The organism is Sphingomonas sp. 67-41 (assembly GCF_001899725.1).
Taxonomy (GTDB): domain Bacteria; phylum Pseudomonadota; class Alphaproteobacteria; order Sphingomonadales; family Sphingomonadaceae; genus Sphingomonas; species Sphingomonas leidyi.
This window is the reverse complement of sequence record NZ_MKWJ01000011.1, coordinates 26,320-40,557: the sequence shown is the minus strand read 5'-3', so window position 1 is coordinate 40,557 and position 14,238 is coordinate 26,320. Positions and strand designations below refer to the sequence as shown.

The window sequence follows — 14,238 nt, the reverse complement described above, 5'->3', positions numbered from 1 at the left end:
AACGGGTCCGCTCGTGAGGAGCGAGGCTTGAGGGAGCCGGACAGTTTCGAGCAACGCCGATTGTTGACCGAAGCGATGGCCCGGTTGTCGCATGCGACCTCGATCGACGAGCTGGTCAACGTGCTGCGGGAATGCGCACGCACCATCGCGCGGTGCGATGGCGTAACCGTCATTCGCCGCGAGGGCGACCGCGTCGCCTATGTCGCCGAGGACGCGATGACTCCGCTCTGGGCGGGCGAACGGTTCCCGATCGAGAATTGCATATCGGGCCTCGCCATCCTCGAGGCGCGTCCGATCCATATCCCCGACATCTATGACGATCCGCGCGTTCCCGTGGACGCCTACCGGCCCACCTTCGTGCGCAGCATGTCGATGTATCCGATCGGGCTGATGGGCCCCAGCATGGCGATGGGTGCCTATTGGGCGGAAGCCGGGCCGATCGATCCGAGCACCAGCGCGCTGCTGGCCAGCCTGGCTCGCTATGCCGGAGTCACGCTGGGCCGGGTCACCCATGGCAAGGGCGCCGATCCGGCCTGAGGTCAACGGACCGGGAGGCTGTCCTCGCGCTCCTCTTCCAGCACGTCCGCCGAGAATTTCTCGCGCTGCATGCTGAAGCCGCCGTGAACCCAGTCCACCTTCCAGTTGCCGCTCGCTTCGGTGCCTCGGTCGTCCACGCTGCCTTCGTAGAAGACGGCATGGTTCCAGTCGCCGCGATATTGCTTCACGAACTGGATGCGCGCGCCGCTGCGCCGCCCCGCCACCGTAGCGCTGCGCAGGCCGCCCTGCCCGTCCCGCTCGCTGATGCTGCCCGAGAAGACGCCGCCGGCCTCTTCCAGCAGGGCAATGAAGCCATTGTCCTGCCCATCGACACTGCTGACATAGCGGCCGTACCAGACACCGCTGACATCGCGCGGGTCGCTCACCCCCGGCTCACCAGCTGGGCCAGCGCGGGCACGTCGATCGGGGCCGAACACAGGAAGCCCTGGAAATATTGACAGCCTTCCTTGGCGAGCAGATCGAGCTGCTCGGCGGTCTCGACGCCCTCGGCCACCACCGCCAGGCCCAGCGAACGCGCCATGTCGATCACGCCCCGGACCACCACGCGGTCGCGGGGCGAACCGGTGATGTCCTGGCTGAGCTTCTTGTCGATCTTGAGATAGTCGAGCGGCAATGCCTTGAGATAGGCCAGGCTTGAATATCCCGTGCCGAAATCATCGATCGCCACCCGGCATCCCGCCGCCCGCAGCAATGTGAGCAGCCGCGCCGCTTCGCCCAGATCCGACATGATGCCGCTTTCGGTGATCTCCACCGTCAGGCGATTGCGCGGGAAGTTGCTCGCATCGATGCGCCCGAGAAGCGCATCGACAAAACTTGCCCGCGCCACGTCGGCGGCAGTCACGTTGATCGAAAGCCGCAACTTGCTCAGCGACATCGGCCAATTCGCCGCCGCCGCCAGCGCGCGGCGCTGGACATGGTCGGAGAGCGTCGCGTCGAGCCCTGCCCGTTCCGCGGCCGCGAACAGCGTATCGGCACCCAGCTCGCCGAACTCGGGATGGTTCCAGCGGGCCAGCGCTTCCACCCCGATGATCTGCCCCGTGGCGATCGAGACCTGGGGCTGGAACAGCACGCCGATCTCGCCGCGCTCCAGCGCACGGTGAAGGTTGTCGACGAGCAGATCGACCGGTGGCGCGCCCTTCTCCAGCGGCACGTCGCCGAGCAGCGCCTCGCTCGTTCGGCGGAGCAGCGCCGCTGCATTGTCGCCGGCAACGCTCTCCCCGGTCACGAGCCGCGCCCCGAGCGGCGCGATATCGCCGCCCACCACGAAGGGGCGGGCCAGCGCGTCTTCGAGCCGCGCCACCGCGGCACCGATCCTCGCGGCATCGGCATCGTCGCTGGCGACCAGGAATTCCGATCCGCCGATCCTCGCGACGATCGCGCCCTTGCCCAGCGTCTCGCGCACGACTTCGCCGACGCGGCGCGAGACGCTGCGCAACAGCTCGTCCCCCACGGCCCGGCCATAGGCGGTGTTCACCGTCTCGAAACGCGTCAGCCCGATCAGCACGACGCCCACGCGGCCGCCCTCCGCAAGGCGCCGGTCGATCCAGCGGCGCGCACTGGGCCCGTCGCGCGCGCCGGTGAGCGCGTCGCGCACCGCCGCATTCGCGTCGGGCGCCACACCCAGGGCCTCGACGAGCGCATGCAAGCGGTTGGTCTGCGCGTCGTACTGAAGATGCTGCACCACGCGCCCCACCCCGGCCAGGTCATGCGCAAAGGCTGTGGAAGGCGTAGCCGCACTCAAGCGGCGCAGCGCGCTGCGCGCCAGCGACCGATCCGCCGGATCGAGCCGGGCGAAGAAGGTCCGCGTGCCCGGCGCTTCGGGCAGGCCCAGCAGGCTCGCCAGCGCCGGCGTGAGCTGGAGCGAGCGCATCGCCGGATCGAATCGCCAGCCAAGCGGCTCGGGCGGCCCCTTTTCCTGCCCGTTCCACCCGGAGAGCCGCTCGACATGCCGCTGGGCGAAGCGGATCGCATGCGCCATCGCCGCCGAGGACATCGGGCTGGACAGGAAGTGCGTGGCGCCGGCGTCGAAGAAATGGCGCATGTGCACCGTGTCGCTCTGCGAGACGAGGATCAGCATCGCGGCGCCATGCGCCTCGATCGTCGGCCCCAGCACCCTGGCCGCGTCCATCCCCTCCGAAAGCGCGCCGCGCGCGTCGATCACCGCGACGGCGGCTCCGCTCGACAGGAAGCGCCGCTCGAGCGCATCCGAGCGCCGCGCCGCCACCACGCGCCAACCGCCCCCGGCCGCGGCCGCGGCGACTTCGTCGCGCTGGCGAAAGCTGAGGACGAACACCGGGGCCGCATCTGCGTTGGCGCTTTCGATGACTGTGAAATCTTCGGACATTCCACTCTCGATAACGCGAACGCTTGCCCACCGCCATCATCATGCGTAACTCGTCTTGCATGGCAGCCGCGCCCGCCTTGATCGACGCCCATGGCCGCACGATCGAGTATCTGCGCATTTCGGTCACGGATCGCTGCGACTTGCGTTGCCGCTATTGCATGTCCGAGCATATGCGCTTCCTGCCGCGCGACGCGTTGCTGCGCCTCGACGAACTCGCCCTGGTCGCCGACCGTTTCGTCGCGCGTGGCGTGCGCAAGATCCGCCTTACCGGTGGCGAACCGCTGGTCCGCGGCGATACCATGGAACTGGTCCGCCGCATCGCCCGTCATCTCGGCGCGGGTCTCGATGAAATCACGCTCACCACCAACGGCACTCGCCTCGCCGAACATGCCGAAGCGCTGCGCGAGGCCGGCATGCGCCGCATCAATGTCAGCCTCGACAGCCGCGATCCGGCGGTCTTTCGGCACATCACCCGGCACGGCGACTTGTCGAAAGTGCTGGCCGGCATTGCCGCCGCCCAGGCCGCCGGCCTTGCGGTCAAGCTCAACATGGTCGCATTGAAGGGCCTCAACGAGGACGAGATCCCCGCGATGCTCGACTGGGCGGCGGCCAGGGGCATGGATCTCACCTTGATCGAAACGATGCCGCTCGGCGAAGTGGACGAGGATCGCGTCGATCGCTTCCTGCCGCTCACCGGCGTGCTGGCCGCGCTCCGCGCGCGCTTCGAGCTGATCCCCGATACGCATCGCACCGGCGGCCCCGCACGCTATTGGCGCGTTGCGGGCACCGGCGCGCGGCTGGGCCTGATCACGCCGCTCAGCGCCAATTTCTGCGACGGATGCAACCGCGTTCGCCTCGCCAGCGACGGAAAGCTCTATATGTGCCTTGGCCATGACGAGGGAGTGGACATCAAGGCCGCGCTGCGCGGTGACGGCCTCGACGAAGCGATCGATGCCGCGCTGCGGCGCAAGCCCGCCCGCCATGATTTCCGCATCGCCGCCGGCGCGGCTCCGGCCACACGCCGCCACATGAGCGTCACCGGCGGATGAGCCAGCTCCGCGCGCTCGTCGTCTCGCCCACCGAACCCGCCCAGCTCGCCGCCGACGAGTTGCGCGAGGCGTATGAATGGGTTCCCCTCGAACAGGCCGAGGCCATCGTTGCCCTGGGCGGCGACGGCTTCATGCTCCAGACCCTCCACAATCTGCTGGAAAGCCGCCGCAGCGTTCCGGTGTTCGGCATGAATCTCGGCACGGTCGGCTTCCTGATGAACGACTGGCGGCGCGAAAGGCTCGACGAGCGGCTCGCGCGGGCCAAGCCGTTCAAGGTGAGCCCGCTCAAGATGAACGCGATCAATGCCGCCGGCGAGCGCTTCGAACTGCCGGCGATCAACGAAGTCTCGTTCCTGCGCGAAACCCGCCAGACGGCGAAGCTCGAAGTCACCGTCAATGATCGCGTCGTGCTGCCGGAGCTGGTGTGCGACGGCCTGCTCGTCGCGACGCCTGCCGGCTCCACCGCATATAATCTGTCGGTGCAGGGCCCGATCCTGCCCCTCGGCTCGGCGATGCTGGCGATGACGCCGATCAGCCCGTTCCGTCCGCGGCGCTGGCGCGGCGCGATCCTGCCCGACAAGGCCCGCATCGCGATTCGCGTGCTGGAGGCGGACAAGCGGCCGGTCAGCGCCGTGGCGGACCAGCGCGAAGTGCGCGACGTCGCTCGGGTGGAGATAGAGATCGACCACCACCGCGACCTCACTCTGCTCTTCGATCCGGAGCATGCGCTGGACGATCGGATAACGATGGAACAATTCGTCGCCTGACCCCTTGCAATCCGCGAAAACCCGCTGCTATAGGGCCGCCTCCGCTGCGGTTCGCCGGGTGGAAAGATGGTGATCCCTGATAGCTCAGCGGTAGAGCTCTCGACTGTTAATCGAGCGGCCGTAGGTTCGAATCCTACTCAGGGAGCCATCCTCCGGCATGGCGCGAACGCGCCGGAATCCGGGCTCCGTCAGCCACTCGAATTGCGCGGCGAGCATCCCCAACCGGCCTGCCCCGACCGAAACCCCCATGTCACATCGAACGCATATGCACCTCTTCGATGGTTTCGAGTCCCGCCCATTTGAGCGCGCAACGCATTGGCCTGCTTGAATATGTGGGACGGCAGGTCCACGACTCGGCGCTCAGCGAGGACATTGTTCAGGAAGCCTATCTGCGGCTGCTGATCTTCGAAGCGAAGCCGGACAACAGCGTAAAGAATGCGCCTGCCCTGCTGCGTCGCATCTCGCTGAATCTGGTCAGGGACCATTTCCGCAGAGTCGGCCGGGCTCCGCTCGTCGAACTGTCCGACGCGATCCCCTGCCCCCAGCCGATGATAGATCAGCAATTGGCGCGCAAGCAGCTGATCGAGCTGATCGCGGGCATCCTCGAGACCATGCCCTCCCTCAGACGGGAAGTCTTCATTCGCCGGCGCGTACGCGGACAATCGGCGAGCGAGGTGGCCTTGGCCTTGGGCCTTTCCCCCAGCGCCGTGAGCAATCATGTTGCGCGCGCCATATTCGATCTCGATTCGGCGATCGAGAAGATCGAGAAGAGAGGCGGCCCTGTCCGAGACTAGCTCCATAAAATGGGAAGCAGCCCAGTGGATCGAGCGGCGCATGGGCGACGAGGCCTTTGACGAGGCCGCCTTCGACGCATGGCTTGCCGGCGATCCGCGTTGCCGACCCGCCTATGACACCATGTGGCGGCGCATCATGGGGTCCGACATGGACGCCGCGCTGCAAGCCTATGGGCGCCCGGGCGGATCGGGGCATGCCTGGCTGGTCGGCGGCATGACCGTCCTGCTCGTCATGCTGGGCGGCTACCAGTCGCTCCCCCTGATCGCGTTGTACCTCGCCCAGCCGCAGGACTATTCCGTGGCGGACGGCAAGGTGCGCGCAGTCACCCTTGCCGACGGTACGCAGCTGACCCTGGGGGGCAGCGCGCAGGTGAAGATCCGCTATACGCGCCATGACCGCGTGGTCGAACTGATCCAAGGCACGCTCTTCGCCAAGGTCGCGCATGACGCGCGGCGCCCCTTCCGGATCGATACCGGAAGCGCGCGTATCGTGGACGTGGGGACCAGCTTCGAGGTCTCGAACAAGCCCGGGAGCATCCGTGTCGCCGTCGCATCCGGCGTGGTCCGGTTCGGCAGGAACGGATGGTTTGACACGCCGATCCAGCTCCAGGCCCGGCAGGCGGCCATTCTGGACAAGGCGGGCCTCAACCGGATCGCCGACGTGAAGCCGGATGAAGTCGCCCGCTGGCGCGGCGAGTGGATGGAATATAGGGGCGCGCCGTTGCGGCAGGTGATCGCCGACCTGCAAAGCCTGTCCCCGCTGCCCATCGACATCACCGACAAGGGCCTGGCCGAGAAGCCGGTGAGCGGCCGGATAAAACTGACCGATCCGGTCGGCCAGCTCGAGAACCTGTCGATCACGCACGCATTCCGGGTTCACAAGACAGAGAACGCATTGACGCTATCGAAGCGCTGATTGCTCCGCGTTACCCGTTCCAGTCGCAACAGGACTGAAGCAAGAAACTTTGTGAAGTTTCGGCGTGCGCCGCGTCTTTCCCCTGAGGTCGCTCAATCCGAGCCCAAGGGGGGAATAGATAGTGCCGAAGTTAAAGGGGTCGCTTCGTACAGGCGTTGCCGTTCTCGCGCTCGCCATCGGCGCCATTTGCGCCGCTCCGCCAGCATTGGCGCAACATGGCATCACGCTTCCTGCAGCCAGCCTGGAGGATTCGCTGAACGTGCTGTCGCGCCAGTCCGGCGCGCAGATCCTGGTCGATCAGGATCTGGTGCGCGGCAAGAAGGCGCGCGCGATCAAGGGGGCTTCCTCCGTCGAGGCAGCGCTGATCCAGCTCCTGCACGGAACCGACCTGACCTATCAGAAGCGCGGCGATGCCTTCCTGATCCTTCGGGGAGGCCATGCGCAGCCTGCCAGGAGGACCGTCGCCGGTCCGCGGCCCAAGGCTGCAATCCGCGGGCAAGGCCCGGCCCTCGCGGCCGATGACGGACAGGCATCCGGAGACGCCGGCAGCGGCAACGACATCGTCGTCACCGCGCAGAAGATGTCCGAGCGCCTGATCGATGTGCCCGCCGCGGTCTCGGCCTTCACGGCGCAGGACCTGTCGGACCAGAAGATCGAAGGCGGCCCCGAGCTGCTGCGCGCCATCCCGAACGTCTCCTTCTCGAAGGACAATTTCTCGGGCTATAATTTCACCGTCCGCGGGATCGGCACCAAGGCGATCTCCGTCACTGCCGATCCGGCGGTCGCGATCAGCTTCAACTACACGCCCTTGATCCGCAACCGCCTGTTTGAGCAGGAATATTTCGATGTCGAGCGCGTCGAGGTGCTGCGTGGACCGCAGGGCACGCTCTACGGCCGCAACGCGACGGCAGGCGTCGTCAACATGCTGCCGGCCAAGCCGAAGCTCGGCATATGGGGCGGCGAAATCCAGGGCGAGGTGGGCAATTATGCCTCCACCCGCGTGCGCGGGTTCGTCAACATTCCCCTTGGCGACACCCTCGCGTTCCGCGCCGCGGGCGCGTGGACGAAGCGCGACGGCTATGACTACAACACGGTCACGCAGAAGAATGTGAACGGCCGCAATCTCTATTCGACGCGGCTGTCGGCGCTGTGGGAGCCCGATCCGGCACTGCGCTTCAGCTTCTTCTGGGAGCATTTCAACGAGAATGACGACCGCGCGCGCACCGGCAAACAGCTTTGCACGCGCGGCGAGACGCCGCAGAAGATCGACTATACCGACCGGAACGGCGTCGCCCAGTCGCAGCCCGTGGTCGGCGCGTGGAGCATTGGCGCGCTGACGCCGGGATGCCAGCAAAAGACCCTCTATTCCGATGCCGCCTATGGCGTGCCCAATGGCCGCGGATTTCCGATCGTGACGGCGCTCACCCTGGCGCTAGCCGGAAACCGGGGGCCCTATGGCAGCTACTATACCCCGATGGGGCTCGATCCGTTCGGCACCGCCAATGGGCAACAATCCCATGACCTGCGGGAGATCGGCACCTTCTACGATCCGAAATACCGGGCGCGGAACGACTTGTTCCAGTTCAACGCGGAGATCGACATCACCGATCGCCTGCATTTCACCGGTCAGGTTCTCTACACGAAGGACTATTATAGCGCCTCGCAGGACTTCTTCCGATTTCAGGCGGTGCCCTATTTCATTGCGCCGGAGCAATACGCCACCGGCGTCAAGGCAGCCTGGAAGCCATATCTCGGTTCGCGCAATGGCCTCGGCACGTTCAAGGATCCGCAGCTCGGCGAGCTGACCACGCCAGCGGCAATCGATCGTTCGGAGGCACGCAGCGAGCAATGGGCGCAAGAGGTCCGGCTGAATTCGTCCTTTGACGGACCGTTCAACTTCAATCTCGGCGCCAACTACCTGTCCTACGAGACCACCGAAAACTATTACGTCTTCAGCAACCTCTTCACCATCGCCGCGCTGTCCGAGGGCCCGTATTGCGACGCCAAGGGTGTTGGTTGCGCCTATATCGACCCGAACCCCATCGACAAGATCAATGGCGAGGGGCACAATTACTTTCGGAGTATTCAGCAGCTAAAGACCAAATCCTGGGCGACGTTCGGCGAGTTCTACTGGAAGCCCGCCGAGAATTTCAAGGTCACCGGGGGGCTGCGCTATACCGACGATCAGAAGCTGATCATACCCTATGCCACCCAGTTGCTGAGCGACACCCGAGGGCTCAATAGCGGCACGGTCGATCGCGGCTATCCCGCGGATCCCGCCGAGACGATGCGATGGCGGCGGGTGACCGGCCGGCTTGCGCTGAACTGGAAGCCGAATCTGACGTTCACCGACGAAACCGCACTCTACGCTTCCTATGCGCGCGGCTATAAGGGCGGTGGCGACAATCCCCGGGGGCAGGCCGACAAGCCCTGTGGCCCGAACGGGCTGCCGGTGGCGCCGGCGCTGGTGTGCGGCACCTACACGCGGCTTCCCACCAAATTCGAACCGGAGGAACTCAATACCTTCGAAATCGGCATGAAGAACAAGATTGCCGGCGGCAAGGTATTGCTGAATTTCTCCGCCTTCTTCAACGACTACAAGAACTACCAGATCTCGCAGCTGATCAATCGGGCGATCAACACCGAGAACCTCAACGCAATCACCTATGGCGCGGAGCTGGAAGCCGCGTGGATACCGTCTCGGCACTTCAAGGTGGGTGCGACATTAGGGTATCTCAGGACCCGGATCGGCAACGGGCAAAGCTCGATCGACGTCATGGACCGCGTACAGGGCCATGACGACTGGATGACCGTCAATCCCTGGGCGCAGAGCCCGAACACCTGCATCGCGCCCAAGGCGCTGGTCGCCGCCTATCTCAAGAAGGTCAATCCCAAGGATATCAACAGCACCTCGGATTCGGGGATCAACTTCTTCTGCGAAGCGCCCCATGTATTCGGATCCGCCGGCAATCCATTTGCGCCTGGCGGGATAGGCCAGGCCCTTTATGGATTTACCTACAGCCCGACCGCGCCCTACGACCCGAGCAAGCCGGCGAACTATTACGGCCCGAACCCGTCCAACTATGGCGCGCCCAACAACGGCTATGGCTTCGCCGCCGATCTGAGCGGCCACGAACTGCCCAACGCGCCGCACCTCACCTTCAATATCGGCGCGGAATACACCCTGTTCCTCGACGATTGGCGGCTGTCGCTGCGCGGCGATTACTATCGCCAGTCGGCCAGTTTCGCCCGTGTCTACAACACCGATTATGATCACCTGCGCGCCTGGGGCAACGCCAACCTGGCGATCACGCTCAGCCGCCCGGCCTCGAACCTGACGTACCAGTTCTACGTCAAGAACGTGTTCAACAGCACGCCGATCACCGACGCCTTCACCGGTCCGAACGAAGTCGGCACCTTCTCCAATGTATTCACGCTCGATCCGCGCATCATCGGTTTCAGCGTGCGCGTAGGAATTAAATAACAATCATTCAAAAATTCGAAGATGTGGTCGCACATATAACAAGAAACTACTCGTGAAGGACGTGCCTTGTTTCAAATTCATCCCAATTGAAAAGGAAACTCACGATGAATATCTTCACCAAGTCTGTCGCCACTCTCATCAGCCTCGTTGCCTTCCAGTCGGCGGCGATGGCCCAGACCCTGTCGCCCGCCAACACGGCGGTGACCGCTTCGGGCCAGCTCACCCAGGACCTGAACGGCACCCTGACCACGGTGTGCAATGTCACGCTGAGCGGCACCACCGACTCGACGGGCATCACCTTCACCAGCTACACCGGCAGCGCCGTCAGCGGCCCGCTGGCGTGCGACGATGGCCTGGTGCTTCCGCTGCGCGTTCAGGCGAACTCCTCGACCAGCGTGACGATCAAGGACATGGCCGTCTCGACCCGCCTCGGCGACTGCGGCCCGCGCGACGTCGTCGGCCCGTGGAGCAACCTCACCTCGACCGCCGGCCCGCTCTCTGCCGCGCTGCCCGGCACCACCGGCTTCCTGGCCCTGATCGGCGGCGTCTGCAACGCCTCGGGCAGCCTCACGGTCTCGCCGGCGATCACGATCAACTGACCCCCCAACTGGGCGATGCGGCGGCTCCACCCGCCGCATCGCTCCTTTGCCCAGCAAGGACAGCATGGATGCGCACGGGTTTCCGTATCTTGCAGCTCGCCATCGCCCTTCAGGCGATTGCCGCTCCGCTGCACGCCGTTGCCGGCCAGGACAAACCCGCGTTCAGCGCCAGGACGCCGATCGAGCAGCTCGCCGCCAATCCCGCGGCGAAGGCGGTGCTGGAACGCGAACTGCCGGGTTTCACCACCCATCCGCAATATGATCAGTTCAAGGCGATGAGCCTGGAGACGCTGGAAGCGATGTTTCCCGATGCGATGCCGCATGAGCGCGTGAAGGCGATCGACGCGGCGCTGCGTGCGATCCCCGCCGCTGCGAAATCGCCCCCGGCCTCCGCCACGGCACCGTCGCCGTCGCCAATCGATCCGCGATAGCCCCTCCTTTCCCGCGAGAACCGACATGACGATCATCATCGACCGCCGCAGCCTGGTCCTGGCAGGCAGTTTCGGAATCGGCGCGCTGGCGATGGGCGGCGCGGCACGTGCCCAGGCGTTGCTGACCGCGCGCGGCTTCACCCACAATGTCGCCAGCGGCGAGCCTGGGCCGGACTCGATCCTGCTCTGGACCCGCTATGTGCCTGCCGATGGCGGCGACGTGCAGCTGACCGCGGAGCTTTCCGAAACGCCCGATTTCCGGAAGAAGACGAGCGGCGGCGCCGGGGCGAGCAGAGCCGACGACCATACCGCGCGCGTCGTCGTTGGCGGCCTGCAGCCGGGGCGGACCTATTATTACCGCTTCATCGCCCCGGACGGCGCGGTTTCGCCGGTCGGGCGGACCAGGACGCTGCCGGCCGGGCCGGTCGAGCGCTTCGGCCTTGGCGTCTTTTCCTGCGCCAACCTGCCCTATGGCTGGTTCAACGCCTATGCCCATGCGGCCGCGCGGGACGACATCGACCTGATGGTGCATCTGGGCGACTATATCTACGAATATCAGCGCGGTTATTATCCGGGGGCGGACCAGGCGATCGCCGGCCGCCTGATCGAGCCGGCCGGCGAGGCGATCCGCCTGGCCGACTACCGCCTGCGCTATTCCAGCTATCGCACCGATCCCGATCTGCAGCGCCTGCACCAGATGTTCCCGATGATCGTCCAGCACGACGATCACGAGACGGCGAACGACGCCTGGGCACATGGCGCCGAGAACCATCAGCCCGATGAAGGCGATTACGAGGAGCGCAAGCGCGCCTCGATGAAAGCCTGGAACGAATGGCTGCCGGTATCGGGCAAGCCCTGGTCGAGCTTCGAGATCGGCGACCTGGCGACGATCTTCCGCCCGGAAACCCGGCTGACCGCCCGCAGCGAACGGCTCGATCCGGTGGCGATCATCGGTACGAGCGGCGATCCGGTCGCCAAGCTCAAGGCGCTGCGCGACGGGCCATTGGCCGATCCGAAGCGGACGCTGATGGGGCCCGAGCAGGAGCAATGGCTGCAAGACGGGATCGCGCGCTCGAAGCGGCGCGGCGCGAAGTGGCAGGTCCTCGCGCAACAGGTGGTCATGGGGCAGATGCGGCTGCCCGAGCTGCCGGCCGCATTTGTCGCCAGCCTCAAATTGCCACCCGAGCAGGCCGCGTTCCTCAACGTGCTCTCGGCCGCCGGCAAGGCCGGCACGGCACCCGACTTCGATTCCTGGGACGGTTTCCCCGCAGCGCGCGCACGCCTGCTCGGTGCCGCCCAGGCCGCCGATGCCGACCTGGTCGTGCTGTCGGGCGACAGCCATAATGGCTGGGCGTTCGATCTCGCTTCGCAAGGCAAGCCGGCAGGCGTCGAGTTCGGCGGACACAGCGTCTCGTCGCCGGGGATCGAAGCCTATCTGGCGCTGCCGCCCCAGCTGACCGCCCAGTTCATCATGCGCGCCAGCCCCGAGCTCAAATGGGCCGATACCAGCAGTCGCGGCTACATGGCCGTCCAGCTCACGCCCGAACGGGTAACGGGCGAATGGGTGTTCATGGACACGGTCAAGGCACGCTCGCTCGCCATTCGCCCCGGCAAGACGATGTCGGTCGAACGGGGCCGACGGATTTTCAGCGCCTGACCTCCAGCAAACCCGAAGGAAGCCGATCATGGTGGATTGCAACGACCTCTCGTCCGCCGGCACGCGCCGCGACTTCCTGCAGCGGGCCGGCGCCATGGGCGTCGGCGCGTTGCTCCCCGGCGCTGCCCTGGCGGGGCCGGCTGCGGCAAGCGACCTCGCCGAGATGGACGCGACGGCGCTGGCCGAAGCGATCCGCACGCGCCGGATCCACCCGGTAGAGGCGCTGGACGCCGCCATCGCCCGCGCGGAAGCCGTGCTGCCCGACCTCAACTGCTTCAGCGAGAAGCTCTACGAGCGCGCGCGCAAACAGGCGCTCGCCACGAAGCACTTCTCCGCGCCCTTCGCGGGCGTGCCGTTCCTGGTCAAGGACGAAGAGGACCTTGCCAGGACGCACGTGCATTTCGGTTCGCGGCTCGACAAGGTCACACCGATCGCCAGGCAGGACGGCCCGATGGCCGCGGCGATCGGCCAGGCGGGATTCAACGCCTTTGCGCGGACGACGATGAGCGAGTTCGGGGCATTGCCCACCGTCGAGACGCTGGCCTACGGGATCACGCGCAACCCCTGGGCGCTCGACCATACGCCGGGCGGCTCGTCGGGCGGATCGGCGGCCGCCGTCGCCGCCGGCATCGTGCCGATGGCCCATGCGGCGGACGGCGCGGGCTCGATCCGCATTCCGGCGAGCAATTGCGGTCTGGTCGGCCTCAAGCCGTCGCGCGGGCGCGTGCCCGATGCGCCGGGCCATCTCGCCCAGCTCGACCTGACCGAGCCGCTATGCGTCTCGCGGACGGTACGCGATACCGCCAATTTCCTCGCGGCGGTCGAAATCCGCCGGGGTGGCATCTATCCGCCGGTGGGACGCGTCGAAGGGCCGTCGACCCGGCGGCTGCGCGTCGGGTTGCTGATCGGCGGCCTCAGCGGGGCATTGCCGGACAAGGAAGCGCTCCTGGCGCTCGATACCACCTACAAGGTGCTGAGCGGCCTCGGCCATCCGGTCAAGGAAGTGAAATGGCCATTCGACACCAAGGCGTTCCTGGCCGATTTCACGCAAATCTACCTGCTCGAGGGCGCTCAGCTGAAACGCTATCTGCTCTCGGCCACCAAGCTCGACGCACAGCATCTCGCCGAGCTGATCGAACCCGCATCCGCGGCGATCGGCGCGATGGGGGACCTCATCCCGCCTGCCAGTGCCGACAAGGCGCTCGGGCGCGTGAACGGCTATGCCAAGGGATATTACAGTGCATTCGACAAGGTCGATGTCCTCATGTCCCCGGTCCTGCTCAAGCCGCCGGTGAAGATCGGCGAGATCAACGGCTCGCTGCCGCTCGACATGCTGGCCTCGCGGCTGAACGGCTATGCCGACTACACGATGGTGCAGAATGCATTCGGCGGACCGGCGATCAGCCTGCCAGTCCACTGGACCGCCGAAGGCCTGCCGATCGGCGTGCAGTTCGCGGGCCGGCTGGGCGACGAACGGACACTGCTGGAACTCGCCTTCGAGCTGGAACAGGCGGCACCCTGGGTCAGGCGGCGCCCGCCGCTCTGGGCGCCGGCGCGCGTCACATCGCGAACCTAGGGCACCTTCGGGAAGCCGCGAAACGGGCGTGGGCCGGGATGGCAGTTCGGCAGCCTGCCGGGC

12 protein-coding genes and 1 tRNA gene are annotated in these 14,238 nt (G+C 66.1%); 11 read left to right on the top strand and 2 right to left on the bottom strand.

The genetic code is table 11. The features are described from left to right. The first annotated feature begins 75 nt into the window (after positions 1-75). Entirely contained in the window at positions 76-537 is a 462-nt protein-coding gene (locus tag BGP17_RS05940; protein ID WP_286711339.1) for a GAF domain-containing protein, read from the top strand. A gap of 2 nt (positions 538-539) precedes the next feature. Here BGP17_RS05940 and BGP17_RS05935 read toward each other — a convergent pair whose 3' ends face one another. Together BGP17_RS05935 and BGP17_RS05930 are read right to left on the bottom strand one after the other, a co-directional pair. Further along, complete coding sequence (locus tag BGP17_RS05935) at positions 540-923, bottom strand: hypothetical protein (protein ID WP_286711338.1); 384 nt, start codon at positions 921-923, stop codon at positions 540-542. Then, on the bottom strand, positions 920-2,902 hold the full coding sequence (locus BGP17_RS05930) for a putative bifunctional diguanylate cyclase/phosphodiesterase (protein WP_286711337.1): 1,983 nt from the start codon (positions 2,900-2,902) through the stop codon (positions 920-922). The genes BGP17_RS05935 and BGP17_RS05930 overlap by 4 nt, the downstream gene beginning before the upstream one ends. Positions 2,903-2,961: 59 nt before the next feature. On the opposite strand from BGP17_RS05930, the gene moaA reads away from it, so the two are divergent. From moaA to BGP17_RS05880, 10 genes are all read left to right on the top strand, one after another. After that, entirely contained in the window at positions 2,962-3,951 is a 990-nt protein-coding gene (gene moaA, locus BGP17_RS05925; RefSeq protein WP_286711336.1) for a GTP 3',8-cyclase MoaA, read from the top strand. Next, complete coding sequence (locus tag BGP17_RS05920; RefSeq protein ID WP_167298509.1) at positions 3,948-4,718, top strand: NAD kinase; 771 nt, start codon at positions 3,948-3,950, stop codon at positions 4,716-4,718. Before moaA ends, BGP17_RS05920 begins: the two co-directional genes overlap by 4 nt. Before the next feature lie 73 nt (positions 4,719-4,791). Further along, positions 4,792-4,866 (top strand) — tRNA-Asn (locus tag BGP17_RS05915). Between the two features lie 130 nt (positions 4,867-4,996). Further along, a complete protein-coding gene (locus BGP17_RS05910; protein ID WP_208413404.1) occupies positions 4,997-5,512 on the top strand; it encodes an RNA polymerase sigma factor in 516 nt (171 codons plus the stop codon). Between the two features lie 40 nt (positions 5,513-5,552). After that, positions 5,553-6,428 (top strand): FecR family protein, encoded by an 876-nt coding sequence (locus BGP17_RS05905; protein ID WP_286711335.1) that lies wholly within the window; start codon positions 5,553-5,555, stop codon positions 6,426-6,428. Between the two features lie 205 nt (positions 6,429-6,633). Then, positions 6,634-9,912: a TonB-dependent receptor gene (locus BGP17_RS05900; protein ID WP_286711334.1), complete on the top strand. Its 3,279-nt coding sequence runs from the start codon at positions 6,634-6,636 to the stop codon at positions 9,910-9,912. A 104-nt stretch (positions 9,913-10,016) separates the two neighbouring features. Beyond that, positions 10,017-10,511, top strand: a complete 495-nt coding sequence (locus BGP17_RS05895) for a PraA/PraB family alkane oxidation protein activator (RefSeq protein WP_286711333.1) — start codon at positions 10,017-10,019, stop codon at positions 10,509-10,511. Between the two features lie 68 nt (positions 10,512-10,579). Further along, on the top strand, positions 10,580-10,942 hold the full coding sequence (locus tag BGP17_RS05890) for a hypothetical protein (protein ID WP_286711332.1): 363 nt from the start codon (positions 10,580-10,582) through the stop codon (positions 10,940-10,942). Between the two features lie 25 nt (positions 10,943-10,967). Further along, positions 10,968-12,599, top strand: a complete 1,632-nt coding sequence (locus BGP17_RS05885; RefSeq protein WP_286711331.1) for an alkaline phosphatase D family protein — start codon at positions 10,968-10,970, stop codon at positions 12,597-12,599. Positions 12,600-12,627: 28 nt separating this feature from the next. Then, positions 12,628-14,175 (top strand): amidase family protein, encoded by a 1,548-nt coding sequence (locus tag BGP17_RS05880; protein ID WP_286711330.1) that lies wholly within the window; start codon positions 12,628-12,630, stop codon positions 14,173-14,175. Positions 14,176-14,238: the final 63 nt, after the last annotated feature.

What these genes read in the sequence shown, in the direction of transcription:
- moaA (WP_286711336.1), top strand. Translation starts at nt 2,962, where the DNA reads ATGGCAGCCGCGCCCGCCTTGATCGACGCCCATGGCCGCACGATCGAG.
- BGP17_RS05920 (WP_167298509.1), top strand. Translation starts at nt 3,948, where the DNA reads ATGAGCCAGCTCCGCGCGCTCGTCGTCTCGCCCACCGAACCCGCCCAG.
- BGP17_RS05880 (WP_286711330.1), top strand. Translation starts at nt 12,628, where the DNA reads ATGGTGGATTGCAACGACCTCTCGTCCGCCGGCACGCGCCGCGACTTC.
- BGP17_RS05885 (WP_286711331.1), top strand. Translation starts at nt 10,968, where the DNA reads ATGACGATCATCATCGACCGCCGCAGCCTGGTCCTGGCAGGCAGTTTC.
- BGP17_RS05890 (WP_286711332.1), top strand. Translation starts at nt 10,580, where the DNA reads ATGCGCACGGGTTTCCGTATCTTGCAGCTCGCCATCGCCCTTCAGGCG.
- BGP17_RS05930 (WP_286711337.1), bottom strand. Translation starts at nt 2,902, where the DNA reads ATGTCCGAAGATTTCACAGTCATCGAAAGCGCCAACGCAGATGCGGCC.
- BGP17_RS05910 (WP_208413404.1), top strand. Translation starts at nt 4,997, where the DNA reads ATGGTTTCGAGTCCCGCCCATTTGAGCGCGCAACGCATTGGCCTGCTT.
- BGP17_RS05895 (WP_286711333.1), top strand. Translation starts at nt 10,017, where the DNA reads ATGAATATCTTCACCAAGTCTGTCGCCACTCTCATCAGCCTCGTTGCC.
- BGP17_RS05940 (WP_286711339.1), top strand. Translation starts at nt 76, where the DNA reads ATGGCCCGGTTGTCGCATGCGACCTCGATCGACGAGCTGGTCAACGTG.
- BGP17_RS05905 (WP_286711335.1), top strand. Translation starts at nt 5,553, where the DNA reads ATGGGCGACGAGGCCTTTGACGAGGCCGCCTTCGACGCATGGCTTGCC.